This window comes from Mesorhizobium sp. WSM4828 (assembly GCF_055811175.1).
Map to the genome: position 1 here is coordinate 47,244 of NZ_JBVVQK010000023.1, position 25,148 is coordinate 72,391.

General features: G+C 62.5%; 30 protein-coding genes and 1 pseudogene. 9 read left to right on the top strand and 22 right to left on the bottom strand.

From position 1 onward, the window contains the following. Nucleotides 1-149 precede the first annotated feature (149 nt). Nucleotides 150-650: a DUF2165 family protein gene (locus tag AC0L2X_RS23440; protein ID WP_473555982.1), complete on the bottom strand. Its 501-nt coding sequence runs from the start codon at nucleotides 648-650 to the stop codon at nucleotides 150-152. Nucleotides 651-729: 79 nt separating this feature from the next. Here AC0L2X_RS23440 and AC0L2X_RS23445 point away from each other — a divergent pair, with 79 nt between their 5' ends. Next, on the top strand, nucleotides 730-963 hold the full coding sequence (locus AC0L2X_RS23445) for a hypothetical protein (RefSeq protein ID WP_352491869.1): 234 nt from the start codon (nucleotides 730-732) through the stop codon (nucleotides 961-963). Between the two features lie 25 nt (nucleotides 964-988). On the opposite strand, the gene AC0L2X_RS23450 is transcribed toward AC0L2X_RS23445, so the two are convergent. The 16 genes from AC0L2X_RS23450 to AC0L2X_RS23525 all read right to left on the bottom strand — a co-directional run bounded on the left by AC0L2X_RS23450 (nucleotide 989) and on the right by AC0L2X_RS23525 (nucleotide 15,779). Next, on the bottom strand, nucleotides 989-1,738 hold the full coding sequence (locus tag AC0L2X_RS23450) for an ABC transporter permease (RefSeq protein WP_473555985.1): 750 nt from the start codon (nucleotides 1,736-1,738) through the stop codon (nucleotides 989-991). Further along, nucleotides 1,735-2,673, bottom strand: coding sequence for an ABC transporter ATP-binding protein (locus tag AC0L2X_RS23455; protein ID WP_473555987.1), 939 nt, complete (start codon nucleotides 2,671-2,673; stop codon nucleotides 1,735-1,737). The genes AC0L2X_RS23450 and AC0L2X_RS23455 overlap by 4 nt, the downstream gene beginning before the upstream one ends. Continuing rightward, on the bottom strand, nucleotides 2,670-3,845 hold the full coding sequence (locus tag AC0L2X_RS23460; protein ID WP_352491866.1) for an ABC transporter permease: 1,176 nt from the start codon (nucleotides 3,843-3,845) through the stop codon (nucleotides 2,670-2,672). The genes AC0L2X_RS23455 and AC0L2X_RS23460 overlap by 4 nt, the downstream gene beginning before the upstream one ends. Nucleotides 3,846-3,888: 43 nt before the next feature. Then, nucleotides 3,889-4,800, bottom strand: a complete 912-nt coding sequence (gene osmF, locus AC0L2X_RS23465) for a glycine betaine ABC transporter substrate-binding protein OsmF (RefSeq protein ID WP_473555990.1) — start codon at nucleotides 4,798-4,800, stop codon at nucleotides 3,889-3,891. 159 nt (nucleotides 4,801-4,959) lie between these two features. Next, complete coding sequence (locus tag AC0L2X_RS23470; RefSeq protein ID WP_473600404.1) at nucleotides 4,960-6,177, bottom strand: MFS transporter; 1,218 nt, start codon at nucleotides 6,175-6,177, stop codon at nucleotides 4,960-4,962. After that, nucleotides 6,174-6,674: a transcription antitermination factor NusB gene (gene nusB, locus AC0L2X_RS23475; protein WP_352465538.1), complete on the bottom strand. Its 501-nt coding sequence runs from the start codon at nucleotides 6,672-6,674 to the stop codon at nucleotides 6,174-6,176. Before nusB ends, AC0L2X_RS23470 begins: the two co-directional genes overlap by 4 nt. Then, on the bottom strand, nucleotides 6,671-7,165 hold the full coding sequence (gene ribH, locus AC0L2X_RS23480) for a 6,7-dimethyl-8-ribityllumazine synthase (protein ID WP_352491863.1): 495 nt from the start codon (nucleotides 7,163-7,165) through the stop codon (nucleotides 6,671-6,673). Before ribH ends, nusB begins: the two co-directional genes overlap by 4 nt. 130 nt (nucleotides 7,166-7,295) lie before the next feature. Continuing rightward, on the bottom strand, nucleotides 7,296-7,913 hold the full coding sequence (locus tag AC0L2X_RS23485; RefSeq protein ID WP_352491862.1) for a riboflavin synthase: 618 nt from the start codon (nucleotides 7,911-7,913) through the stop codon (nucleotides 7,296-7,298). Between the two features lie 30 nt (nucleotides 7,914-7,943). After that, nucleotides 7,944-9,074 (bottom strand): bifunctional diaminohydroxyphosphoribosylaminopyrimidine deaminase/5-amino-6-(5-phosphoribosylamino)uracil reductase RibD, encoded by a 1,131-nt coding sequence (gene ribD / locus AC0L2X_RS23490; protein ID WP_473555994.1) that lies wholly within the window; start codon nucleotides 9,072-9,074, stop codon nucleotides 7,944-7,946. A gap of 2 nt (nucleotides 9,075-9,076) precedes the next feature. Further along, entirely contained in the window at nucleotides 9,077-9,586 is a 510-nt protein-coding gene (gene nrdR / locus AC0L2X_RS23495) for a transcriptional regulator NrdR (RefSeq protein ID WP_352491860.1), read from the bottom strand. Nucleotides 9,587-9,739: 153 nt separating this feature from the next. Then, a complete protein-coding gene (locus tag AC0L2X_RS23500; RefSeq protein ID WP_473555997.1) occupies nucleotides 9,740-10,324 on the bottom strand; it encodes a hypothetical protein in 585 nt (194 codons plus the stop codon). A 70-nt stretch (nucleotides 10,325-10,394) separates the two neighbouring features. Beyond that, complete coding sequence (glyA, locus tag AC0L2X_RS23505) at nucleotides 10,395-11,708, bottom strand: serine hydroxymethyltransferase (protein ID WP_473556000.1); 1,314 nt, start codon at nucleotides 11,706-11,708, stop codon at nucleotides 10,395-10,397. 298 nt (nucleotides 11,709-12,006) lie between these two features. Beyond that, the gene (locus AC0L2X_RS23510; RefSeq protein WP_473556001.1) at nucleotides 12,007-13,260 is read right to left on the bottom strand and encodes a L,D-transpeptidase family protein; all 1,254 of its coding nucleotides are present in this window, start codon (nucleotides 13,258-13,260) and stop codon (nucleotides 12,007-12,009) included. A gap of 338 nt (nucleotides 13,261-13,598) precedes the next feature. Then, nucleotides 13,599-14,114, bottom strand: a complete 516-nt coding sequence (gene ldtR / locus AC0L2X_RS23515; protein ID WP_023674486.1) for a transcriptional regulator LdtR — start codon at nucleotides 14,112-14,114, stop codon at nucleotides 13,599-13,601. Nucleotides 14,115-14,316: 202 nt separating this feature from the next. Continuing rightward, a complete protein-coding gene (locus tag AC0L2X_RS23520) occupies nucleotides 14,317-14,739 on the bottom strand; it encodes a DUF6163 family protein (RefSeq protein ID WP_473556004.1) in 423 nt (140 codons plus the stop codon). Continuing rightward, nucleotides 14,736-15,779, bottom strand: coding sequence for an enoyl-CoA hydratase/isomerase family protein (locus AC0L2X_RS23525; RefSeq protein ID WP_473556006.1), 1,044 nt, complete (start codon nucleotides 15,777-15,779; stop codon nucleotides 14,736-14,738). Before AC0L2X_RS23525 ends, AC0L2X_RS23520 begins: the two co-directional genes overlap by 4 nt. 147 nt (nucleotides 15,780-15,926) lie before the next feature. On the opposite strand from AC0L2X_RS23525, the gene AC0L2X_RS23530 reads away from it, so the two are divergent. The 4 genes from AC0L2X_RS23530 (at nucleotide 15,927) to AC0L2X_RS23545 (ending at nucleotide 19,650) form a co-directional block, all read left to right on the top strand. Beyond that, nucleotides 15,927-16,751, top strand: coding sequence for a DUF2066 domain-containing protein (locus AC0L2X_RS23530; protein WP_473556008.1), 825 nt, complete (start codon nucleotides 15,927-15,929; stop codon nucleotides 16,749-16,751). Between the two features lie 84 nt (nucleotides 16,752-16,835). Continuing rightward, nucleotides 16,836-17,867 (top strand): porphobilinogen synthase, encoded by a 1,032-nt coding sequence (gene hemB, locus AC0L2X_RS23535; RefSeq protein WP_473556009.1) that lies wholly within the window; start codon nucleotides 16,836-16,838, stop codon nucleotides 17,865-17,867. A 9-nt stretch (nucleotides 17,868-17,876) separates the two neighbouring features. Continuing rightward, nucleotides 17,877-18,821, top strand: a complete 945-nt coding sequence (locus AC0L2X_RS23540; protein ID WP_473556011.1) for a cobaltochelatase CobT-related protein — start codon at nucleotides 17,877-17,879, stop codon at nucleotides 18,819-18,821. A gap of 181 nt (nucleotides 18,822-19,002) precedes the next feature. After that, a complete protein-coding gene (locus tag AC0L2X_RS23545; protein ID WP_473556012.1) occupies nucleotides 19,003-19,650 on the top strand; it encodes a dihydrofolate reductase family protein in 648 nt (215 codons plus the stop codon). Nucleotides 19,651-19,935: 285 nt separating this feature from the next. Here the strand turns inward: AC0L2X_RS23545 and AC0L2X_RS23550 are convergent. Then, nucleotides 19,936-20,040: pseudogene (locus tag AC0L2X_RS23550) on the bottom strand (polyphosphate kinase 2); the annotation flags it as partial. A gap of 303 nt (nucleotides 20,041-20,343) precedes the next feature. Between AC0L2X_RS23550 and AC0L2X_RS23555 the strand changes: the two are divergent. Next, nucleotides 20,344-21,387, top strand: a complete 1,044-nt coding sequence (locus AC0L2X_RS23555; protein WP_473600405.1) for an aldo/keto reductase — start codon at nucleotides 20,344-20,346, stop codon at nucleotides 21,385-21,387. A gap of 122 nt (nucleotides 21,388-21,509) precedes the next feature. Continuing rightward, nucleotides 21,510-21,668, top strand: a complete 159-nt coding sequence (locus tag AC0L2X_RS23560) for a hypothetical protein (protein ID WP_292656176.1) — start codon at nucleotides 21,510-21,512, stop codon at nucleotides 21,666-21,668. Between the two features lie 52 nt (nucleotides 21,669-21,720). Here AC0L2X_RS23560 and AC0L2X_RS23565 read toward each other — a convergent pair whose 3' ends face one another. Together AC0L2X_RS23565 and AC0L2X_RS23570 are read right to left on the bottom strand one after the other, a co-directional pair. After that, nucleotides 21,721-21,978: a DUF982 domain-containing protein gene (locus tag AC0L2X_RS23565; protein WP_023674477.1), complete on the bottom strand. Its 258-nt coding sequence runs from the start codon at nucleotides 21,976-21,978 to the stop codon at nucleotides 21,721-21,723. A 107-nt stretch (nucleotides 21,979-22,085) separates the two neighbouring features. After that, nucleotides 22,086-22,748 carry a GntR family transcriptional regulator gene (locus AC0L2X_RS23570; protein WP_352491850.1) on the bottom strand — a complete coding sequence of 221 codons (663 nt, stop codon included), beginning with the start codon at nucleotides 22,746-22,748 and terminating at the stop codon, nucleotides 22,086-22,088. A 197-nt stretch (nucleotides 22,749-22,945) separates the two neighbouring features. Here AC0L2X_RS23570 and AC0L2X_RS23575 point away from each other — a divergent pair, with 197 nt between their 5' ends. Next, complete coding sequence (locus AC0L2X_RS23575) at nucleotides 22,946-24,205, top strand: multidrug efflux MFS transporter (RefSeq protein WP_352491849.1); 1,260 nt, start codon at nucleotides 22,946-22,948, stop codon at nucleotides 24,203-24,205. A gap of 53 nt (nucleotides 24,206-24,258) precedes the next feature. Continuing rightward, nucleotides 24,259-24,627 carry a DUF423 domain-containing protein gene (locus AC0L2X_RS23580; protein WP_473556014.1) on the top strand — a complete coding sequence of 123 codons (369 nt, stop codon included), beginning with the start codon at nucleotides 24,259-24,261 and terminating at the stop codon, nucleotides 24,625-24,627. Nucleotides 24,628-24,649: 22 nt separating this feature from the next. On the opposite strand, the gene AC0L2X_RS23585 is transcribed toward AC0L2X_RS23580, so the two are convergent. Continuing rightward, complete coding sequence (locus AC0L2X_RS23585; RefSeq protein WP_352491847.1) at nucleotides 24,650-24,787, bottom strand: hypothetical protein; 138 nt, start codon at nucleotides 24,785-24,787, stop codon at nucleotides 24,650-24,652. Between the two features lie 62 nt (nucleotides 24,788-24,849). Further along, nucleotides 24,850-24,993: a hypothetical protein gene (locus AC0L2X_RS23590; protein WP_352472030.1), complete on the bottom strand. Its 144-nt coding sequence runs from the start codon at nucleotides 24,991-24,993 to the stop codon at nucleotides 24,850-24,852. Nucleotides 24,994-25,148: the final 155 nt, after the last annotated feature.

Here is a 25,148-nt window from a genome sequence, read left to right on the forward strand (position 1 = left end):
TGCGAAACAGGGCTCGGAACGTCAAGATATTGTTCGGTTTCTGTCCGGCTTTCGCCCAAAAGATCCCGGGTTTCGTCCAAAAGGCTGGACGGCAGTGCGCCTGTCGACACTGCCGCCCGGTTAGATCGATCGAAATCGGCGAACGGTCGTCAGGCTTTGCGCGGGTCGCCGTCCGGCTGGATGACGAAGACCAGCACCACCAGCATGGTCATGTAGAATTTGAACGCCGCTTCCTGACCATTCCATGTCGAAGACTGCCACATGGCGAACCACTCGCCGCCAACGACCATGAAGCCGAAATACCAAACGAGGAAACCCATGGTGGCGGCAATGATGGCGAACTTCTTGGCGTCGTTGAAAGCCTGTCCGCTGGCGTTGCGCGCCTGCCAGAGTTGCCAGGCGGCGATCAGGTAGAGCAGACAGGTCAGCGCCTCGCCAATGATGATCAGCCAGTAGCCAGCCGTCCACAGCGACGGGTTGGTGATCGAGCGGTACATCAGTGCGTTGCCGGGAAAGGTCGTGTCCATGCTCAGCACATGCTGGACAAAGGCGAAGTTTGAGCCGTAATCGGTGATGTTGCCGAAGGCGACGAGGAAGGCGAAAGCCGCCAGACACAGACACATGACGATCTTGGAGAAACGCGCGGTCATGGCAAGAACTCCTGCTGAAAGATCGGGGCATCGCACTCATCAATCGCCGAGTCCCGAAGATCGCGCAACGGGTGGGCCAGTGATCATCGTGCTCACAGCCATTGCGAGACACTATGTCGGCAAGCAAGACATTGCCGAGACTGTCGAAGCCCTCGATCTCGACAGCGATTGCGCGGTGGGCGACTTGGTCTCTGTGATTAGAGCCGACACACAGCACGATTTCGCCATCATCCGCCGCCGCTGGATCGCCGGCGAGACGGGCACCGCGCTCGAACTGACGCTCGATCATCCGGCGCGTTCGAGTGGCCGCTGAAAGAAGCGAACTTCGCCCCGAGACGCTACTCGGCCTCGCGCCCCATGCGCCGAGCCGTATAGCGCTCGATCGCCGACAGCCCGTCATAGATCAGCACGGCAAGGGCGGCGACGATCAGGCCGCCCTGCAGGATGAAGGCGAGGTTGTTCGACAGCAGGCCGGCGATGATCACCTCGCCCAATGTCCTCGCCGCCACCGTCGAGCCGATGGTTGCGGTGGCGAGGCTGATCACCACCGACAGCCGGATACCGCCGAGAATGATCGGCGCGCTGAGCGGCAGCTCGACCTTGACCAGCCTTTGCCAGCCAGTCATGCCTGCGCCACGCGCCGCCTCGACGACGTTGGCCGGCAGCGTCGTCAGGCCGGTCAGCGCGTTCTCGAAGATCGGCAGCAAGCCATAGAGAAACAGCGCAATCAGCGTCGGCTTTTCGCCGAAGCCGACCGCCGGCACGGCAAGCGCCAGTACCGCCACCGGCGGAAAGGTCTGGCCTATATTGACCAGACTGCGCGACAGCGGCAGGAATTCGGCGCCGGCTGGCCTGGTGACCAGAATGGCGAGCGCGACCGCAACGATCGTCGCGGCAACCGTTGCGATCAGGACGGTCCGCAGATGCAGCAGCGTCAACGTCAAAAGGCTGCCCTGATTATAGATTACCGGCGCATTGTTCTCTGTCAGCGGCTTCAGCAGCGGTTCGAACCAGCCGGGATTGGTGACGAAGGCAATAAGCACCACCACCAGGGCAAGCCTGAGCAGCGAGGGAAGCCAAACCTTCATGCCGGCCTCGCCGCGCGCTTAACCAGCCCGTCCACCGTAACGCGGCCAAGCGGCTTGCCTTCGGTATCTTTCACCGGCAGCGCCGGGCGGCCCGACCACAGGAGTTCGGCGAGCGCGTCGCGCTGGCTGGCATCACCGGGGATCGCCTCACCTTCGGCGGTGCCTTTTTCCACCGCGTCGCGGACCCGGCCAAGCGACAACAGTCGAAACGGTTTTTCGCTGGCACCTACCAGGGTTTCGACAAACGCACTGGCCGGTTTTGCCAGTATCTCGGCCGGCCCGGCATATTGCACCACTTTGCCGCCATCCATCACAGCGATCTTGTCGCCCATGTGAACGGCCTCCTCCATGTCATGGGTGACAAGGATGATGGTGGTGCCGAAGCGCTTCTGGATCGCCAGCAGATCCTCCTGCGCCTTGGTGCGGATGATCGGATCGAGCGCGCCGAACGGCTCGTCCATCAACAGCACGCTGGGTTCCGCGGCAAGCGCGCGGGCGACGCCGACGCGCTGCTGCTGGCCGCCAGAAAGCTCATGCGGATAGCGTGGCCCGTAGGCTTCGGGGTCGAGTTGGTAGAGCCTCATAAGCTCGTCGACTCGAGCCTTGATGCGGTTGGCATCCCAGCCAAGCAATACCGGCACAGTGGCGATGTTCTGCGCCACCGTGCGATGCGGAAACAGGCCGTGGCCCTGGATGGCATAGCCGATGCTGCGACGCAGTTCGTAATCCGGCACCGAGCGGTTGTCTACGCCGTCGAGCTTGATCACGCCCGACGTCGGCTCGACCAGCCGGTTGATCATGCGAAGCAGCGTCGTCTTGCCGGAGCCGGAGGTGCCGACGATGACGGCGATGCTGCGCGGCTCGATCACTATCGACACGTCGTCGACCACTGTCGTCTCGCCGTAGCGCTTGGTGATGCCTTCGATCTCGATCATGCCGTTTCAACCCTGCGCTTGCTGGCGCTCATTTCGATGACTGCATCGAGGATGATGGCGGCGGCGAAGGCCAGCGCCACCGTCGGCACGGCGCCGAGCAGCACCAGATCCATCGCCGTCTGGCCGACCCCCTGGAATACGAATACGCCAAAGCCGCCGCCGCCGATCAACGCGGCAATGGTGGCGAGGCCGATATTCTGCACCAGCACGATGCGGATGCCGGTGAGGATCACCGGGAAGGCCAGCGGAAACTCGACGTCCAACAGCCGCTGGCGGTCGGTCATGCCCATGCCGCGCGCTGCGTCGTTGGCGGCACGCGGCACACCGGCAAGGCCGACCACGGTGTTGGCCACCACCGGCAGCAGCGAATAGAGGAACAGGGCGACGAAAGCCGGCGCTGTGCCGATGCCGCGAATACCGAGCGCGGCAGCTCCCGGCACATGCGAAGCAACCCAGCCGAGCGGTGCGATCAAGAGGCCGAACAGAGCGATCGAAGGAATGGTCTGGATGACGTTCAGTACGTTGAGCACACCGGCCCGCAATTTCTCAACGCGGTGGCAGAGGATGCCAAGCGGCAGGCCGATAATCACTGCTGCCGCCAGTGAACCCAGCGCCAACGTCACGTGCTTGGAGCCTTCCGCCCAAAAACTATCGGCGCGATTGAAATATTCCTTGAGGATCGACAGGCTGTTCCAGCTCCCCGAGACCAGCAGCAGGCCGATCGCCGCTGCGGCGACAACAAGCACGCCGACCCGTGCCTGCGGCGACAGGTTCAGCCTTGTAAGCACGTCGGCGAGCAGAAGCGTGAAGGCGAAGATAAGCAGCCAGAAGCCGGAAGCCGGCGAGATACGGGCGAAGGTGTTGCCGGCGGGCGTCAGGAAGCTGCCGGCAACGCCGATTAGCAGCGCCAGCGCCGCAAGTGCAACCACGCTGGCGGCGAGGCGCAGGGCAAGCGGCGTTTTCAGCAGCGCAATGAGCGCCGCTGCGACAACAATCGCCATCAATAGCGGACCGACCGCCGCAGGCAAAGATTCGAGGATCGAGCGAGCCTCGCCAGGTACGATGCGATTGGCGCGGAAGGTGGCGAATGGCGCCGCAAAAGCCGCATAGGCCGATATCGCCGCGATGACCACGCCGAGCTTGTCGAACCTGATGCGCACGCCCTCCCCCATCGGCCGATCCGGCGCACCTCGAAAGCGGCGCGTCGGAATCGCCTTACTTCAGGAAGCCGTTCTTCTTCAAAAAGTCCTCGGCGACGCCCTTGACCGGTTCGCCGCCAACCTGCACGCGGCCGTTCAACTCCTGCAGCGTGACGAGATCGAGCTTGGCGAAGACCGGCTTCAGCAGCGTCTCGATTTCGGGATGCTCCTTCAGCACCGCCTCGCGGATGATCGGCGCCGGCTGGTAGACCGGCTGCACACCCTTGTCGTCTTCAAGCACGACGAGGCCGGAAGGCGCGATGCCGCCGTCGGTGCCGTAGACCATGGCGGCGTTGGCGCCGTTGGTCTGGTTGGCCGCAGCGGCAATGGTGGCCGCCGTATCGCCGCCCGACAGCGTGATCAACTGGTCCGGTTTCAGCGTGAAGCCATAGGTCTTCTGGAAAGCGGGCAGCGCGGCCGCCGAATTGACGAACTCGGCGGAGGCCGCCAGCACCACCTTGCCGCCGCCCGAGGCGTATTTGCCGAAGTCGGAGAGGGTGACGAGCTTGTTGCTATCGGCGACCTCCTTACGCAGAGCGATCGCCCAGGTATTGTTGGCCGGTGACGGGGATAGCCAGACGATCTTGTTGGCGTCGTAGTCGAGCTTCTTGGCAGTCTCGTAGGCCTTGGCGGCATCTTTCCACACCGGATCGTCGGCCTTCTCGAAGAAGAAGGCGGCGTTGCCGGTGTACTCGGGATAGATGTCGATCTCGCCGGCTGTAATCGCCTTGCGTACCACGGGCGTGCCGCCGAGCTGGATGCGGTCGGTGGTCTGGATATTGTTGGCGTTCAGCACCAGCTGGATGATGTTGCCGAGCACGCCGCCCTCGGTGTCGATCTTCGACGACACCACCACCTGGGCGCTTGCCGAGGCTGCCGTGATGCCGAGCGCCAGTACAGCGCCGGCCAGAACCTTGATTGAAAACATCTCACAAATCCCTTGCTGTGAACTGGAATACGGCTGCCGCATATGAGCATGGCTTCGATGTCACGTCGGGGTACACGGTTTCATAAGAAGGGGGATGGACGCAATAATTTTGTTCGGATGCGAGTGACTCCGCTGTTGCCTCGTCCCGACAGCGTGACGTCAGCTGGCCGCGCGCAAGCCCGTCATCTTCAACACGCCCAGCGCCACGAAGCACAGCGCGACAACCGGGAAAATCATCCAGTTCAGCATCTCCCAGCCCCAGGCATTGTAGACCGCGCCCGACATCAGCGAGGCGAAGGCGACGGAGCCGAACAGGACGAAATCGTGGAACCCCTGGACCTTGCCTTTTTCGGATGGCTGGTAGCTGTCGGCCACCATGGCGGTGGCACCGATGAAGCTGAAGTTCCAGCCAAGGCCGAGCAGGATCAGCGTCGTCCAGAACTGCCACAGTGCCAACCCCGACAGCGCGACTATGCCGCAGCCAATGAGCAGCACCAGGCCGATGGCCACGATCCGTTCCCCGCCAAAACGATGGATCAGCGACCCCGTGAAGAAGCTCGGCGCGAACATCGCCATGACGTGCCAGGAAATGCCGAGCGTGGCGTCGTCGGTCGAAAGGCCGCAGCCGACCATGGCCAGCGGCGCGCCGGTCATCACGAAGCTCATCAGTGCGTAGCTGCCGATGGCGCAAAACAACGCCGCGATGAAGCGTGGCCTGGTGACGATTTCTGAGAGCGGCCGGGCGTCGCTGTCGGCAATTTCCACCTTCTCGGTTGCCTTCGCTGGGATGCGCAACAAAGAGAGAATGGCGGCGCCAACCCCCGCCAGCACCAGGATGGAGGCAAACGAGCCGGCAAACTTCACCGGCGAGAACAGATCGCCGGTGAAGATGACGATCTGCGGCCCGAGTATGGCGGTGACGATGCCGCCGGCCAGCACGAAGGAGATGGCACGCGCCTTGAATTCAGGCGGCGCATTGTCGGCGGCGGCAAAGCGGAACTGCTGGACGAAGGCGCCGCCGATCCCGATCACGGCCAAGCCGAAAGCGAACAGCCAGAAGCTGGCATGAAACAACGCCAACGTGGCGACCAGGCCGCCAAGTGCTGTCACCGCCGTGCCGGTCATGAAACCGTCGCGCTGGCCGAGCCGGCGGATGATGGCCGCGGCCGGCAGGGAACCGAGCGCCACGCCGACATTGAAACCGGTGATCGGCGCGGTTGCCAGCGACTTGTCAGCATCGAGCAGGTACTGCCCGGCCAATCCGCCCATGGAAATGGCGATGGGTGCGGCCGAGCCGATGATCGCCTGCGAGGCTGCAAGGATGAAGGCGGTGCGACGCGCTTCCCTGCCCGCCTCAGCGGCGACGACGGCAGTCATAGGGCGTCCTTGCCGCGGCCCTCACCGCGCACCCGGCGCGACACGCGATCAAGCACCGCATTGACCAGTTTCGGCTCGTCTTCCTCGTAAAATGCCTTGGCGATGTCGACATATTCGGAAACGATGACCGCCACCGGCACGTCCTCGCGCTGCATCAGCTCGTAGACGCCGGCGCGCAATATGGCGCGCAATGTGGAATCGAGCCTCGACAGAGGCCAGTCCTCGGTCAGCGCCTGTCGGATGACTGGATCGATGGTCTTCTGGTGCTCGACAACGCCGGCAAGAATGGCGCGGAACCATTGCGCATCGGCTTCGCGATAGAGCGCGCCGTCGACTTCCTTGCCGAGCCTGAACGCCTCGTATTCGGCGGTGATCTCAAACACACCGCTGCCGGCGACGTCCATCTGGTAGAGCGCCTGCACAGCGGCCAGACGGGCAGCACCGCGCTTGTTGGCGTGGCGAACCGCAGGCTGGCCGGGCGAAGCGGGTTCGCTCACGTTCGCTCTCCCAGTTGTTCCTTTAGAGCGATCATGGTCAGCGCCGCACGCGCCGCGAAGCCGCCCTTGTCGCCTTCCGAACGCCTGGCCCGTGTCCAGGCCTGTTCGTCGTTTTCGGTGGTCAGGACGCCGTTGCCGATGCAGACCGCATCCTGCACGGACAGGTCCATCAGGGCACGGCTGGATTCGTTGGCGACGATCTCGAAATGATAGGTGTCGCCGCGGATCACCGTGCCGAGGGCGACGAAACCGTCATAGTTCGTCCCGCCTTCGGAGGCGCCATCGAGCGCGAAGGAAATCACCGCCGGGATTTCGAGCGAGCCCGGAACGGTGACGACATCGTATGTCGCGCCCGCTTCGTCGAGCGCGCTGGTCGCGCCTTCGAGCAGCGCGTCGGCAAGGTCGTCGTGAAAGCGCGCCTCGATGACAAGAAGGTGGGCCTTCTTCTTCGGACGGATGAACGCTTTGCCGTGTTGGGATGTGCCTGCCATAGATGTCTCCGGGGATCGCCGGTGACTTAGGCCGAAGCCGGTTTGATCGCAAGCGGAAGATTGCCGAAGGAACTTACAAGGCCAACTCGGCGGCGGTCGTATCAGGGAATGGGCTTTATGGACGAGCGCCTCAAAGCCCCTCTTTAGCCGCCTCCACCAGTCGCGCCGCGTAGCGGGCCATGGTGTCGATCTCGAGATTGACCCAGTCCCCGACCTGGCGTTCGCCCCAGGTGGTGACCGTCAGCGAGTGGTGGATCAACAGCACGTCAAAGCGGGTGCCTTCCACCTTGTTGATGGTGAGCGAAGTGCCGTCGAGTGCGACGGAACCCTTGGGGGCGATGAATTTGGCAAGCTCGCGCGGTGCTTCCAGGGTAAAGCGCACGGCGTCACCCTCTTCCTTGCGGGCTACGATCTCGGCCATGCCGTCGACATGGCCTGACACGATATGGCCGCCAAGCTCGTCGCCGATCTTCAGCGCCCGCTCCAGGTTGATCCGCGTGCCGGATTTCCAGCCCATCGCGGTCGTCAGCCTGAGCGCCTCTTCCCAGGCCTCGACCTCGAACCAGCGTACGTTGGCGCCATCTTCCGGCAATCCCGTTACCGTCAGGCAGACGCCGCCGCAGGAAATCGAGGCGCCGATGGCAATGGTCTGCGGATCGTAGGCGGTGTCGATACGCAAACCAACGCCTTCCCTGAGCGGCTTCACGGCAGCGACGGTGCCGACATCGGTGACGATTCCAGTGAACATTAGTTTGGTCCCGTGAACATCAGTTCGGTCCTAGATGTCTCTTATCCATTCCGCATATGTATCTTCGCCGAAACGCATGTTGCGCAATTTGCGAAATCCCGGCGGGATATTGCTGGCATCGATCGGCGATGCAATGCCGCCCTCGCCGATCGCGTCCGGCCCCTGAAACAGCACGATACGATCGACCAGTTGTTCGTCGAGGAACGCCTTGGCCACCCTGGCGCCGCCCTCGACCAGGACGCTGGCCATGCCGAGCGCCGCCAAATCCTCGAGCAGTTCCGGCAGCGCAATATCGCCTTCATAGGTCTCAGTGCCGATGAAGCGAACGCCGGCGCGTTCGAGCGCGGCGCGCCGGTGCGGATCGGCCTCGGCGCAGGCAGCGATATAGAGCGGCACGCGGTCGACGCCGGCGACCAGTTTCGAAGTCTCGGGTAGCCTGATCTGACGGTCGAGCACGATGCGTGCCGGCGAACGGCTCTCCAGTCCCGGAAGCCTAACCGTCAGCGCCGGATCGTCTTCCAGTGCCGTGCCGATGCCGATCAATATGCCATCGGCTTCGGCGCGCATCAGATAGACTTCGCGCCGGGCGATATCGCCGGTGATGGAGACCTGTCTCTCGCCTTTCACGCCAATCTTGTTGTCGCTCGAAAGCGCAAGTTTCAAGATCACTTCCGGGCGTTTTTTCAGAGATCGAATCAAATAGCCGGCCATCTGCTCCGCGGCTTCGGCCGCCAGCACTTTTTCCACCACCTCGACGCCAGCGGCACGCAAGATTGTGTAGCCCTTGCCGGAAACACGCGGGTCCGGATCGCTGGCAGCGCCGACCACCCGCGCCACACCGGCACTGACCAGCGCATTGGCGCAAGGCGGCGTGCGGCCGTGATGGGCGCAGGGCTCCAGCGTTACATAGGCGGTGGCGCCGCGCGCCAGTTCGCCGGCCTCGGCCAGCGCCTCGGTCTCGGCATGCGGCCGGCCGCCGACGGCGGTGACGCCGCTGCCGATGATCATCGGCCCGTCGCCGTCATCGCGTACGATCAGCGTGCCGACTGAAGGATTGGTCGAGGTCCGGCCGGCATTCTTGCGCGACAGCCTGAGGGCCGCCGCCATATAGCGGCGATCGAGGACCTCTTGCTCGGCCGTGCTGCGTTCGGACCCTGCCATGCTCAGCTGGCGTCCTCTTCGCTCTTCAGCTCTTCGCCTCTGGACTCGTCGGTTTTGAGCTCGTCGCCCTTGAGCTCACCCAACACGTCGTGGAAATCCTTGGCCTCGCGGAAATTGCGGTAGACGGAGGCAAAGCGCACATAGGCGACATCATCGAGCGACTTAAGCGCCTCCATGACCAGCCGGCCGACTTCGCCAGAAGCCACTTCGGTCTCGCCCGAGCTTTCGAGCTGGCGCACGATGCCGGTCACCGCCCGGTCGATACGTTCCGGGTCGACGTTGCGCTTGCGTACCGCAATCTCGACCGAGCGCAGCAGCTTGTCGCGGTCGAACGGCACCTTGCGTCCAGACTTCTTCACCACGACGAGATCGCGCAATTGGACGCGCTCGAAAGTGGTGAAGCGGCCGCCGCAATCCGGGCAGACGCGCCGCCTGCGGATCGCTGCACCGTCTTCGGCGGGGCGCGAATCCTTCACCTGCGTATCTTCGGACTGACAGTAGGGACAGCGCATGGAGAGCCTTCGGTTCGCGTTTCTCGTAGAGCGAAAGGCTTAGAGGTTTTTGCCACGATGGCAAAGTATGGCCGATGACCGATCGCGCCTCAGAGATAGCGAGGCACGAGCAAAATTGCGAGAGCGGCAATCAGTTGGACGGCAATACGCCAATCAGGGAGCGACGTCGCCGGTCGGGAAGCCGCAGGACGTGCCGAGATAGCGATAGGCCTTGGTGAAGCCGTCCATCGATATGGTCGCGACCGGCTTGTCGGCGAAGCTGACATCAAGGGCGCTGGTACGGCGCATGGCACGCAGTATGGCGAGCGTGGTCTCGGGCTTGTTGTTCATTATCCACTGGCCGTCGGCGATAAGATGAAAACCAGCCTTGATCTTGTCGTTGACGTCGCGGAACACCGCCGGGATGTTGTCGCCTTTGGGCAACTCACTGTTTTTCACGGCGATGATGAGGCTCGGATAGCCCCCTGGCGGCAGTACGTCGCCATTCGAGATGGCCAGCGTGAGGGTGCCACTGGTCCCGTTGGCGTCGAAAAAGACCGTCGAGGCGGCGCAGGTCTTGCGCTCATCCTCGCCGGTGTTGACCTCGTCCACCGTGGTGGACCACCTGCCGAAGGTCTCTGTCTTGGGTGCTGCCGGCGCCGGCTCGGTCTGCGCAAAGGCCGCGCCGAGTAGCTGCGAGGTGGCTAAGGTGAGCAAGGCAGCGCCAACACTGGCGAAACGGAAAATTCGCATCATCATCAAGCGTCTCCGAGATGAAGCCGTGCCCAGTTGATCGGCGCCGTCACAGTTGGGGGAACGACGCCCTGCGTCAACCAAGATACGGGTAAAGCGGAAAACGATCCGTCAATGCCGCCACCTTGGCCTTCACGGTTGCCTCGACGGCCGCATTGCCCTCGTCGGAATTGGCGACCTTCAGTCCATCCAGCACTTCGGCGATCAGCTTGCCGATCTCGCGGAACTCGGCCTGGCCGAAGCCGCGCGTGGTACCGGCCGGCGTGCCGAGCCGAACGCCCGAGGTCACGAAAGGCTTTTCCGGGTCGAAGGGGATGCCGTTCTTGTTGCAGGTGATGTTGGCGCGGCCAAGGGCAGCCTCGGCGCGCTTGCCGGTGGCGTTCTTGGGGCGCAAGTCGACCAGCATCAGGTGGTTGTCGGTGCCGCCGGAGACGATGTCGAGACCGGTTTCCTGCAGACTGGAGGCCAGCGCCTTGGCATTGGCGACGACGCTCTCCGCATAGATCTTGAAGCTCGGCTTCAGCGCCTCGCCCAGGGCCACCGCCTTGGCGGCGATGACATGCATCAGCGGACCGCCCTGCAGGCCGGGGAAGACGGCCGAATTCATCTTTTTGGCAATATCCTCGTCATTGCAAAGGATCATGCCGCCGCGCGGCCCGCGCAGCGATTTGTGCGTCGTGGTGGTGACCACATGGGCATGCGGCAGCGGCGAAGGATGCATGCCGCCGGCGACCAGGCCGGCGATGTGGGCCATGTCGACCATCAGATAGGCGCCGATCGAATCGGCGATCTCGCGAAAACGCTTCCAGTCCCAGACGCGTGAATAGGCGGTGCCGCCAGCCAGGATCAGCTTCGGCCTGGTCTCATGGGCGGTCTTCTCGATCGCGTCCATGTCGAGCAGATGATCTTCCCTGCGCACGCCATAGGAGACAACCTTGAACCATTTGCCGCTCATATTGACCGGCGAGCCATGCGTCAGGTGCCCGCCGGAATTGAGGTCGAGTCCCATGAAGGTGTCGCCGGGCTGCAGCAACGCCAGGAACACCGCCTGGTTCATCTGGCTGCCGGAATTCGGCTGGACGTTGGCGAAGTTGCAGCCGAACAGCTTTTTCGCGCGTTCAATGGCCAGTTCCTCGGCGACATCGACAAATTGGCAGCCGCCATAGTAGCGCTTGCCCGGATAGCCCTCGGCATATTTGTTGGTCATGATCGACCCTTGCGCCTCGAGCACGGCGCGCGAGACGATGTTTTCCGAGGCAATCAGCTCGATCTCGTGGCGCTGGCGGCCGAGCTCGTTGCGGATGGCGCCGAAAATCTCGGGGTCGGCATCGGCAAGCGTGGTTTCGAAGAAGGATTCGAATTTGTTCGACACTGCCGCTGCTGTTGCCATGGGCTGAAATCCTCAAGGTTCGGGGTCTGTCGCGCCATTAACACAGTTGCTTTCGGCCCGCCACGTTTGCAGCGCGAAATTTGCTGGCCGGATTGCGGCAGCCCCCCTGAAAGCACATTATTTCTTCGCCTGCCGGCCGGCAGCAGGGCTTCGCGTGATCTCCTGAACAGCCCCGCATGGTTTGAATATGATCCGTGGCGAAAACCGATTTTCGGAATCATGCGCAAAGCTCAGAGCGCGCCGACGACAATAAAAAAGGCCGCCCTTCCGGCAGCCTTTTGCAAATGAACTCAGCTGCTTAGAGCGCGGATGTGATCTGCAGCTCGTTGGCCCCGTCGAGGCCGTAAATGTCGTCGCGGAACTGCACCACGCCCGGCCCCGTCGACCAGGCCGAGATATAGAGGAAATAGACCGCCACTGGATTGGCGACCTGCACCGGGACGTTCTCGCCGCTCTTGATCGCCGCCTCGAAGTGCTGGCGGTTCCAGCCCGGTGTATCGCGAAGAATCCAGGTGACGAGATCGCGCACGTTCTGGACGCGCACGCAGCCCGAGGAATCGAAGCGCATCATCTTGCCGAACAGGCTCTGCTGCGGCGTGTCGTGCATGTAGACGCCGTCCGGGCTAGGGAAATTGATCTTGACCGAGGCCATCGCGTTGCCAGCACCCGGATCCTGGCGGAAGCGGTACTTTTCGGCATCGTCGGTCGACCAGTCGACGGTCAGCGGATCAACCTCGCTGCCATCCGGCGCGAACAGGCGGATATGGCTGTCCTTGAGATAGTTGGGGTCCTTCCGCATCAGCGGAATGATGTCCTTGCGCACGATTGAGACCGGCGCGTTCCAGTAGGGATTGACGATGATCTCGTTGATCTTGGAATTGACGATCGGCGTCTGGCGGTCGATCTTGCCGACGATCGCGGTATGGCGCAGCACGACGCGATCGTTCTCGACCGCCTCGATCTGGGCGCCTGGAATGTCAACCAGCACGTAACGGTTGCCCAGCGTGCCGGCGCGCTCGCGCAGCCGCTGCAGATTGGTCTGCAACTGGCCGAGACGAATTGGCGCCGAAACATTCATCGCCGCATAGGAATATTGGCCCAGCGTCCCGTCGGCAGGTAGGCCGTGACGCGCCTGAAAGCGCTTGACCGCCGAGTCGACATAGGAATCGAAGGCTGTCGAAATGCCGGCGCTCTGCGCCAGATCGCCCGCAATCATCAGGCGCTTGCGCAGCGGGACCACGTCGGGATCATCGACGCCGAGCTGCAATTTCTTGGTGTCGGGAACCGGCTCCCAGCCGCCCTGGGCAACGATGTTCTGGTATTGCGCGACCGCCTGCTCGGTAAACGAAACGGTCTGCAGGCTGAAGATCGGCAGCGTCGAGGCCACCTTGCCGCCCTGGCTGGGGCGCGCGTCGAACTGGTCGTCCCAATTGCCGCGGGCCGAGGATTTCAGGATATCCCCGATCACATCCTGCGCACTGGCGCGGCCGGCGACCATTGCGGCTGCGAGCGCGGAGGCTCCTGAAAGGAAGAAACGGCGGCTGGTTCTCATGGACGTTCCAGACATTCCTGCTACAATTCAACCCACCGGGCGCTCTCGCCCGCACTCTAGAGTTGGCTTCTTAACAATTAGCCAACCATGGCCCGCATCACTTCGGTGTAAAACCACATGGGAAGTGATTTGAGCACAGGACAAATGCACGGCTTTGGCCCCGGCATCACCCGCATCTTCGGTTCCATTGGAATATGGCGGCAACGTGGCTGTTGCTCGAATTTGGAGCGGCCGGCCTGACGAAACGGAAAGACCGGTGCTTTTCGGCACCGGCCTTTGGTCTGCTCCGCGGCAGCGCTTCCGTGGTCCAGCTTCAGATCTTGCTGTGGCGGATGCGACTACATCCGATAGGCGATGGTATCGTTCCAGAACCGATCCAGCCGCTGCAGGGCGCGGTTCATCTGCTTGAACTCTTCGGTGTTGATGCCGCCAACCTGCTCGATCGAACCGACATGGCGCTCGTAGAGGCCGGCGACGACTTCCGCCACCTCATTGCCCTTCGGCGTCAGCGAGACCCGCACCGAACGGCGGTCGATGCGCGAGCGCTGGTGGTTGATGAAGCCGAGATCGACCAGCTTCTTCAGATTGTAGGAGACATTCGAGCCGAGATAATAGCCGCGCGAGCGCAGTTCGCCGGCTGTCAGTTCCGAATTGCCGATGTTGAACAGGAGCAGCGCCTGGATGGCGTTGATGTCGGAGCGGCCGTTGCGGTCGAATTCGTCCTTGATCACATCAAGCAGACGGCGATGCAGCCGCTCGACCAGCTGCAGCGATTCCATGTACAGCGAACGGATCGCCTCGCGGCGGTCATCGGATACGTTGGCGGTCTTCGCCGCCGGACGCGAATTGATCATTGTCTTTGCCTCTCGTTTGTCGCCCGGTGATTTTTTGTTCTTCACCTTGATCGCGACACTATCGAATACTCATAAAATTCGACTTAAACGCCAAGGCTAACAAGAGCTTACCGGTAAGGGGTTTCGAAAGAGGCTTAACGGACGGTCACCCGAGCAAGGATAATTAACCTAAAGATTTAGCCAACGATCCTGGCCGGAATTGCTATCGCCGGGCTTGCCGCTTCTGGATCCAGATCACCACGCGGAACACTATGTAGAGCAGCGCTACCGCAAGGTGCGAAGCGACGATCAGCGGCCGGTGGCCGAACAGCTCGGGGAAGCCGGCATACATGACGCTCTCGGTCACCGCGCAGATGAACCAGATCACCGGCCCCCAGGACGCCAGCATCCAGAGGCCGGCGGCAGCGAATGGAAAGAACACCGCCAGCACCACCGCCGCCACCTGCCAGTGCACCGGCATCAGGTCGAAGCGCCACAACGGGCCGGGGTAAAAGCCGATCAGCCGGATCCAGTACAAGATGCCGAACAGCAGGCAGTAGCCGGCGATGACGCGCTGGAACCAGGCGAAGATGACCTCGATCGTCGAGGGCTGCAGCACCACGCGTCTCGAGGCCACCTCGCTCACAGCTTCAGTTCCCGTTCGCCGAGCGGTGCGAAATAGGCGTCGACGTCGGCGGCGCTGACGTCATCGATGCCTGCCGGCCGCCATTGCGGCGTCGAGCCCTTGTCGATGATGGCGGCGCGGATACCTTCATAGAAGTCGTGCCCGGCAAGCATGCGGTTGAGGATACGGAACTCCATTTTCATGCACTCGTCCATCGACAACGTCTGCCCGGCGCTGATCTGGCGCCATGCAACATGCAGGCTGGTCGGTGAACGGGTGCGGATGGTGGCCAGCGTCTTTGCGGCGAACTCGTCGGCAGTGGCTGCCCGCTCCAGACTGGCGACGATATCGGCCAGCGACGGCTGCGCGAAATGCCGGGCGATGGCCTCCAGCGTCGGTCTGTCGGTCTCACGCCTAGCCGGGACGAAGCAGCCGCGCAGCACTGATTCCGGATCGCCACTTTCCGCCAGCCGGTCGAGAAAGCCGGCCCGGTCCTCCGCCTTGATCGTATGGGTGGCGAGGCCCGACCACAAAGCATCACCATAGCGGATGCGGTCGCCGGTCAGCGCCAGATACATGCCGAAGCTGCCGCCGAGATCCGGCAACAGATGGCTGGCGCCGACATCCGGGAAAAAGCCGATGCCGACCTCGGGCATGGCAAACTGCGCGTTCTCGGTCAGCACCCGCTGCGAGCCATGGAAGGAGATGCCGACGCCGCCGCCCATGACGATGCCGTCGATCAGCGCGACATAGGGTTTCTTGAAGCGAGCGATGCGGGCGTTCAGTCGGTATTCATCGGCGAAGAAATCGACCGGAGGCTTTCCTGCGCGGCCGGCTTCGTAGATGTGGAGGATGTCGCCGCCCGCCGAAAACGCCCTGCCCTCGGCCTTGACCACGACAACGTCGACGCCGTCGTCGCGCTCCCAACTGCGCAGCGCCTTGTCCAGCGCCTTGACCATGCGGTGGGTTACGGCATTGAGCGCCTGCGGCCGCGTCAGCGTGACGACGCCGGCCCTGCCCAATCTTTCGAAGCGAATCTCGTCGCCTCCGCCAAAATCCATCGCCAGAGACTCCCTCCCTGCGCCCCGCCGGGAGTGAAGTGCTAAAGCGTGGCGCATGGCCGCGTCAATGGCGGCGCCCAATCCGCGGCTTGGTCGTCGGCGTCACCCGGTGCTAATGCTGGCGCTTTGAACCGGGAGGTTGGAATCATGCCTTGGTTGCTGCGCCTTGCTGTTGTGGTGGTCGGCCTGATCGCTGCGAACACTCCTCCCGTATCGGCCGAAACCGTCAACGAGCTCTATCAATCGCAGACCGTCGTCACCGGCCAGGGCGAGGTCAACAGGCAGATCGGTTTCAAGGCCTGCCTCGATGCGGTGCTGGTTCGTGTGTCCGGCGATCAGCGGCTGCCGAAGAGAACTGAGATGGCGGCGCTGCGCGACAAGGCCGGCAGCTTCGTTGCCGAATTCCGTTATCATGACCGTCTCGAAGGCATTCCGGTCCATGACGAACAGGGCACTCATGACCGGCCGCACGATCTCACCTGCCTTTATAAGCCCGAAGTCATCGATCCGGTGCTTGCCGCGCTTGGCAGCAAACCATGGCTTGGCGAGCGGCCACGCTTGGCGATTTTCCTCACCGCGGAGCAAGGCGCGAGACATTTCGCGCTGAACGCGGACGATCAGCGCGGCGCGGCGATGCGCGAATCCTTTGCCAATGCCACCGGTCCACTGGTCATGCGGATTGTATTTCCCGCAGCGTCGCTGCTCTCCGCCTCAAAGCTGGGCGACCGAAGCCTCAGCCATGCCGACATGGCGACATTGGACCAGCTTGCCCGAAAGGCCGGCGCCGACCAGGCGCTCGCCGGCAGCATCGTCTGGAGCGACAAGGAACTTGGCTGGGTCGCAGATTGGCGGCTTGCCATGAAGGGCAAGGCTTATAAATGGCAAGTGCGCGGTGTCAGCTTCGACGAGGCATTCCGCGTCGCCATGCGGGGTGCTGCGCAGATCCTGTCGGGCAATGGTCAACCAGAATAGCCAACAGGACCGCTGGCACAATCGTGTCGCATTGGTCAGCAGCGGAGGCTCGTGGTAAAAGCCGCCCGATCCGGAGTTTTTGCGATGAACAAATTCACCCCTGCAAAGCCTGCCGGCGCGCGCAGCGTCGACGAGATCACCGGCAGCCGGCGGCTGCGGCGCATGCGCAAGGCCGATTGGTCGCGCCGCCTTGTTCAGGAGAACCGGCTGTCGGTCGACGATCTGATCTGGCCGATCTTCGTCGTCGACGGCAGACAAGTGCGCGAACCGATCGCCGCCATGCCCGGCGTTTTCCGCCTGTCGCTCGACCTCGCCGTCAAGGAGGCGGAGCGCGCGGCAAAGCTTGGCATTCCGGCGATTGCTACTTTCCCCAATGTCGAGCTCGGCCTTCGCGATCAGACCGGTTCGCACATCCTCGATCCGGAAAACATTATCAACCGCGCCACCCGCGCCATCAAGCACGCGGTCCCGGAGATCGGCATCATCACCGACGCGGCGCTCGATCCGTTCACCTCGCATGGCCATGACGGCATCTTGCGCGAAGGCATTATCGTCAATGATGAAACGGTGGAGCAGGTGACAGCGGCGGCCGTCATCCAGGCGGCGGCGGGGGCCGACATCATTGCCCCCTCGGACATGATGGACGGTCGGATCGGTGCCATCCGCGATGCGCTCGACGCCAATGGGTTTCAGGATGTAGCGATCATGTCCTATGCGACCAAGTTCGCATCCGCTTTTTACGGCCCCTATCGTGAGGCGGTCGGCACCGCCGGCCTGCTCAAGGGCGACAAGAAGACCTATTATATCGATCACGCCAATTCCGACGAAGCGGTGCGCGAGGCCGAGCAGGATCTCGCCGAGGGCGCCGACATGCTGATGGTCAAGCCTGGCCTGCCCTATCTCGACATCATCCGCCGGCTGAAGGACGAGTTGCAGATGCCGACCTTCGCCTATCAGGTCTCGGGCGAATATTCGATGATCAAGGCCGCCGCCGCCTATGGCTGGATCGACGGCGAACAGGCGATGCTGGAATCGCTGCTCGCCTTCAAGCGCGCCGGCTGCGACGGGATTCTCACCTACTTTGCGCCCGAAGTGGCGGCGATGCTGAAGGGCTAGCAAACGTTGTTGTGGGGGCTGGGCAAGCATTTCAAAACGGTGTTCGGTCCCAAGCCACGCGGCGACACAGATACGCTTGGGTATCACGCCTATGTCACGCTTTATGACTGGATTGTGCCGAGTTCCAAGCTGTCCAGCGCTATTGGTCGAATCTCGGACAAGCAAAACTCCGCGCTCGACGCCGCATGGATCGAGCTTGAAAGCGGCCTCGCCGGGTGGAAGACGAAGAACCATATCCTGGCGGCGGATATAGCGGCCGAGATCCGAAACAGCCTCTCGGAATCAGACCTCGACGACACCGTCGTTTCTATCCTCCTCGATCAATCCGGCTCGATGCGCGGCCAAAAAATTCTGTACGCGGCTGCATCCGCCGACATTGTTCAGGAATTCCTGAGCACACTCGGCCTCAAGGTCGAACTCTTGGGCTTCACAACGCGCAATTGGCGCGGCGGAGAATCAAGACGCACTTGGAATGAAGATGGCCGGCCCGCCAATCCGGGAAGATTGAACGACCTGCTTCATATCGTCTACAGGGAGGCCGGCGACAAGCGCCAGAGCAGTATGGGCCATGCCCTCAAGCCGATGCTGCGACCCGACCTGCCTAAAGAGAATGTCGATGGTGAAGCCATCGAGTGGGCGGCCGGGCGGCTGCTGCAACGTCCTGAGTCCCGTAAAGTACTGTTTGTCGTATCCGACGGCGCGCCGGTCGACGATGCCACACTTTTAGCAAACGGCCCGCGCTATCTCGACGATCATCTCATTCATGTGGTTCGTCAGCTCGAGAAAGCCGGCAGGGTTGAGTTGCTGGCGGTTGGACTAGGCTTTGACGCAAGCCGCTACTATCGCGTCTCAGCGAATTGCGAGGCTCCCGATCAACTTGCCAGAACCATGCTGACGTTGTTGAAACGTGAGCTTGTCGCCGAGCCCAGAGCGCATAGCAGCGACTGTGGCTGACGAGAGGCTGGTTCAATCAGAACCTAGGCAACCCATCGTCCCGACCGGCCCTCCATCAGCACTTCCGATGCCAATCGTCGTCATTTCACAGATGCGGCAGTAGATACTGCTTGCAAAATGCAATCAGTTAAGCTACCCGGTAACTGCTTGCATCTCACAATTGGTTATCAAGGAGGCTCTCATGTCCAAACTTCGCGTCAGCGCTTTCACCTTGTCGATCGACGGCTTCGGCGCCGGTCCCGACCAAGACCTGAAGAACCCGCTGGGTGTTGGCGGGGAAGCCCTGCACGGATGGATGTTCGGCACCCGCACCTTCCGCAAGATGGTCCTCGGCAAGGATGGCGGGACCACGGACACTGACGAGGCGTTCGCGGCGCGCAGCTTCGAAAATGTCGGCGCATGGATCCTGGGCCGCAACATGTTCGGGCCGATCCGCGGCGAATGGCCGGATGACAGCTGGAAAGGCTGGTGGGGTGACAACCCGCCCTACCATGTGCCGGTCTTCGTGCTCACCCACCATGCGCGTGATCCCATCGTCATGGAAGGCGGCACGACCTTCTATTTCGTGACCGACGGCATCCACTCAGCGCTGCAAAAGGCGAGAGCAGCGGCTGACGGCAAGGATGTACGGCTGGGCGGTGGCGTTTCTACGATCCGGCAATATCTCAAGGAAAAGCTCATCGACGAAATGCATCTGGCGATCTCACCGGTCCTGCTCGGCGCCGGCGAGAGCCTTTTTGCCGGCATCGACATGCCCAAGCTCGGCTACCGCTGCAGCGAGCAGGTCGCGACGCCGAAGGCCACGCATGTCATCATCGAGCGCGATTAGGAAGTAGCGTGGGCGTTTTTGTCTGCGCTGTTGGCGAAACCCTTGGTGCAGGCCCCTTTCTCCCCCGTCACTATACGGGGAGAAATGCCCGGCAGGGCAATGAGGGGCGGCGCAAGCGATCGAAGCTTACGCTGCCGGACAATGCCACCGAGGGCAATATGACGTCAGAATAAGTTTAGTCCACGAAGTGATTTGAGCGGGTTCAATTGCCGACCTTGGCGCTGCCCCTCATCCGCCTGCCGGCACCTTCTCCCCGTATAGTGACGGGGAGAAGGGGTCCCTGCCTCAGTACTTCTCCGGCACATACAGTTCGCGCGGCAGTACCTGGCGCTCGTATTCGGGATTGAAGACGCGCTCCGGCAGTGTGATCTCCTCGTGCGGCACCTCCTCCAGCCAGTCCCTGGCCGGGGAATTCTGTGCTGCTCCGCTTACAGGCCTTGCCGGCCGCTGTCAGGCGCTCTGCCGCCCGGCCCGGCGGCCGGAAATCGAAGCGCTGGACCGATGTTGGTATAGGCCGGCAATGACGGTTTTATTGCAGCCACTACTGCGCTGGCTGTGCGTTCAATCCGGAAGATGTGATCGAGCTTGCCCTGCGGAACGGGCGACAAGCGGAACGAATTATCCTACAAATATCCGGTTCATTGAGGGCTGTCGTTTGCAACGCCCTTTCCCGATAAATCGTGAGGATACGACATGGAATACCGCACTCTCGGCCGTTCCGGGCTGAAGGTTTCGACGCTGACCATGGGCACCATGACCTTCGGCGGCGGCGGCGCGTTTTCGGCGGTCGGCAAGACCGACCTCGACGAGGCGCGCCGGATGATCGACCTTTGCATCGATGCCGGCGTCAATGTCATCGACACCGCCAACGTCTATTCGAACGGGGTGTCGGAAGAGATCATCGGCGAGGTGCTCGGCGGCAAGCGCAAGGGCGACGTGCTGATCGCCTCCAAGGCGCGCATGCGGATCGGCAAGGGCCCCAACGATGAAGGCCTGTCGCGCTACCATCTGATCCGCGAATGCGAAAGGAGCCTGAAGCGCCTCAGGACCGATGTCATCGACATCTATTTCCTGCACGAGTGGGATGGCCTGACACCGCTTGAGGAAACCATCGCCGCGCTCGACACGCTGGTCGCGCAGGGTAAGGTCCGTTATGTCGGCTGCTCCAATTATTCCGGCTGGCAGGTGATGAAGGGGCTGGGTATCAGCGACCGTCATCACCACCCGCGCTTCGTCACTCAGCAGATCCATTACACACTGGAAGCGCGCGAGGCCGAGTATGAATTGTTGCCGATCTCGGTCGACCAGGGACTCGGCGTGCTGGTCTGGAGCCCGCTTGCCGGCGGGTTGCTGTCCGGCAAATACCACCGTGACCAGCCGACCGCCCGACAGCTCAGCGGCTGGTCGGAACCGCCGATCCGCGACGAGGACCGGCTGTGGCGGATCGTCGACGTGCTGATCGATATCGGCAACAACCACGGCGTGTCGGCGGCGCAGGTGGCGCTTGCCTGGCTGCTCGGCCGGCCCGCTGTCAGTTCGCTGGTGATCGGCGGACGAACCGAAGCGCATTTCAAAGACAATATCGCCGCTGCAAGCCTTGTGCTTGCCGATGAGGAGCGCACACGGCTCGACGTGGTTAGCAGGCCGCCCGTGCTCTATCCCTACTGGCACCAGCAATTCACGGCAAAGGACCGGTTCGGGCCCGCCGATCTCGTCCTCGACCGAGACGGCGCCTGAAAAAACGGCCCTGAAGCGGGGCTCCGGACTGCGACGAGATATGGAGCCGATCGTGCCTTGCGGTGTTGTGTTTGTGGCCCAATGCTCCTAGGCAAAGGCCAAGCACAATGAAAGGAAACGATATGGCACGAGCACCGAACTACGGTCAGGAACGCAAGGAACGCGACCGGCAGAAGGCTGCCAAGAAGGCGGAAAAGCAGGCTGCCAAGGTCGCGGCCAAAGAGCGATCGAAGCCCGAGGGCGAAAGCGAGTCGCAAACCAACACCGAAACGGCCGAGTGATGATATCAGGCCTGTCAGGCGGCCCGGGTCTCGGTCAAGTCCCCGCTATGCCTCAGGCCGGCGCCTTGTCGCTGACGAAGACGTTCACTTCGCGGGCGGCGGCAATGAAGGCCCGTCTTGCGTTCATGGCCGGCTTGTCGCCGGCCAGCGCATCATGACAGGCCTGCAGCGCTTCGCGGTGCTTGGGACTGCGCTTGCCTGGCCAATTGTTGAGGAGGTAGTCGGAAGCCTCGCGGGCCGTACGCAAGAGCTGATTGCTTCCCGCCGCGCCCTTGACGGTCACGGGTGTGTCAAATCGGTTGTTTTCCATCGCCGCTCTTACGCCATCGGCATTTGCGAAGCGAGACCGAAAGTAGCATTCTTCGCTCATCTGCCCTTTTCGTGATCAATGGCAGCCGATCCTCACTCAAGCGACACTCAAGCGACGACGGCAAATCCCCTGGCGCGGAGGCCACGCCGGTCGTTGCGCAGCGAGGTCACCAGCCGGTCGCGGCTGCCAATGATGTGGGCTGAAAGCAGGCGGGCGGCGCTATCGGCATCGCCGGCCCGCACCGCCGACAGAATGGCATGGTGTTCGGCCCAGGCACGGCCGAGCGCTGCCTCGTCGCGAACCTCGAGCCAGCGGGCGCGCGACAGGCGTGTCATCGCGTCGCGAACCGCTCTGAACAGGAACTCGTTGCCGGACAGGCGGGCCAACTCGATATGAAAATCCATGCCGACGCGATGCCATTCCTCGCGCGGCGTCTTGTCGTCGCAAGAATCGAGCATCGCCTCGATGATTTCGACGGCACTTCTGTCCTGCAAGGTGCAAGTTAGTCTTAGTGCCGCGACCTCGACCGCCTCGCGATAGACAGCGATCTGCTCGAGCTCAGCAAGATTGATGGGCGAGACCGTCCAGCCGCGGCCGTCGCGGCAGATCAGGCCTTCGGTCTCGAGCCGCAGCAATGCCGCCCTGACCGGCGTGCGCGAAGCGCCGAAGCGGCTTTCGACCCAGCGCTCCGTCAGCCGCTCGCCGGGACCGATCTCGAGCCCGAGGATCATCTCGCGAAGCTGCTTTTCGACGTTCTGCATCTGCGACATTGGCGCTCCGTTCAGGTCATTTGTTCCGGCAATCGGGTCACTGGCCAGCGTTGGCCGATCACGCCGGCCTTTGTCCATCATGTTTGAGAGGCCCGCATTGACAGCGACGGGGCTTGCGTTCATGACACATACCAGCTTGGTATCCCAAAATGGTATCCGCAGCAAGTTTTCATGCAAGCTGCCGGACAGGATAGGACATGCCGCAAGACGCCACTCTCGCCACGCAAGGCACGCACAACGTCCACTGGCGTCGCAATCTCGCCGTGTGTTTTGCCGGCTCGTTCAGCACGCTTGTAGCGATGACGCTGCTGTTGCCCTTCCTGCCGCTTTACGTCGAGCAGTTGGGCGCAGAGGGCCATGCGGCGATCGTGCAGTGGTCGGGCATCGCCTACGGCGCCACCTTCCTTGCTGCCGCGCTGGTCGCGCCCCTGTGGGGGCGGCTAGGCGATCGCTACGGCCGCAAACTGATGCTGGTGCGCGCCAGTTTCGGCATGGCGCTGTGCATGTCGCTGACCGGCATGGTGCAGACCGTCTGGCAATTGGTGCTCCTGCGCCTGCTGATCGGCTTTGCCGGCGGCTATTCTTCGGGCTCGACCATCCTGGTTGCTATGCAGACGCCGAAGGATCGCTCCGGCTGGGCGCTGGGCGTGCTGTCGGCCGGCATTACGGCCGGTGCCCTGGTCGGTCCGCTGCTCGGCGGCGCGCTGCCGCCGCTGATTGGCATCCGCGCCACATTCCTGCTCGCCGGCGGGGTCATTTTCCTGGCGTTTCTGGCAACCACCTTGCTGATCAAGGAGGCCCCTCGCCCGGTTGCCGCCAAGGCCAAGTCAGACGAAAGAGCGAAAGACGGCTGGTCGCAGATTCCCGACAAGCGCCCCGTCGTCGCCATGCTGGCGACCGGCATGCTGTTGAGTTTCGCCACCATGTCGATCGAGCCGATCATCACCGTCTACGTCCAACAGCTCATCGAAGATCAGAGCCAGGTCACGCTGGTCTCCGGCATCGTCATGTCCGCGGCAGCGCTCGGCGCCATCCTGTCGGCGTCGAGGCTCGGCAAGCTCGCCGACCGTATCGGCCACTGGAACGTCATCGTTGTCGCACTCGCAGTCTCGGCGCTGCTGCTGATTCCGCAGGCGTTCGTTACGCAGGGCTGGCAACTCGTCGGCCTGCGTTTCCTGATGGGCCTGGCGCTTGGCGGTCTTTTGCCCTGCATCACCAGCGTTATCCGCCACAATGTGCCCGACGGCGTCGGCGGCAATGTGCTGGGCTTGTCGATCTCGGCGCAATATGTCGGGCAGGTTGCCGGGCCGTTGCTCGGCGGCTTCGCCGGTGGCCATTTCGGTATGCGCTCGGTGTTTCTCGGCACATCCGTTTTGATGGCGGGCGGAGCGGCCTATAACTGGCTGGTCCAATCGCGCCGCGAACGCGACATGCTGGCGGAAGCCGGCAAATCCTGACACGGTTCGCGGCACTATCTCAGGCGGTCGCCAGGAATCACGGAGGCGTGGAAATGAGCACGGATGAACACGCGGCAGGCGGCCGCATTCTGGTTCTTGCCGGCTGCCTGTGCGGCGCAACCGGCGTGGCGCTTTCGGCGGCGGCGGCGCATCTCGGCGGCGCTTTCGTCGGTACGGCCGCGTCCTTCCTGCTCATGCATGCGCCGGTCTTCCTTGCCGTCGGGCTGCTCGGTGGCAACAGCATCCTGCGAACCGGAAGCCTCATCCTCCTCGTCGGGCTTCTGCTGTTCTCGGGTGATCTTCTGGCCCGCGACTTCCTTGGCTCGCGGCTGTTCCCGATGTCGGCGCCGATCGGCGGCATGTTGCTCATCGGCGGCTGGCTGGTGATGGCCGCCTCGGCGCTGGTACGCCCGCGCCCTTGACGCGGCAGGTTCGCCGGCTCTGTCAGTCTTGACGACGTTCGGGCCGGACTTCGCGCTTGGTCGTCTTGACTACACGCCGTCGCTCCGGCCGTTCGGCGGCCGGAGAAATGCCCCAATAATTGCGATAGATGTCTTCGAACAGATGCTTGATCGGGTGCATGGCTTAATCTCCTCTAGCCTTTTGAATCGATCCAATCAGCGGGCAAAAAAATAGGCCGCCGATCAGCTCCGCTTGCGTCCTACGAGGAAACGCAGGTCGCGAATCCACGGACCGGTCCTGTCGCGCCCCTTACGGGCTTCTGCGCTCGAGCGGATGCTCCAGTCGTTCCGGTAAATGTCCTCGAACAGGTAATTGACGGGATGCATGGCACTCTCCTCTTGTATCGATCCAAACCCGCTGGCGAAGCGCCTCTTGGATCGATTCAAAGAATACGTATCGCACCATAAATGTCAAGCAAAAATTTGAATCGATCCAACGAAGGTGTTAAAGTAATCGGCGATCCTGTTGGACGGGAGACCCG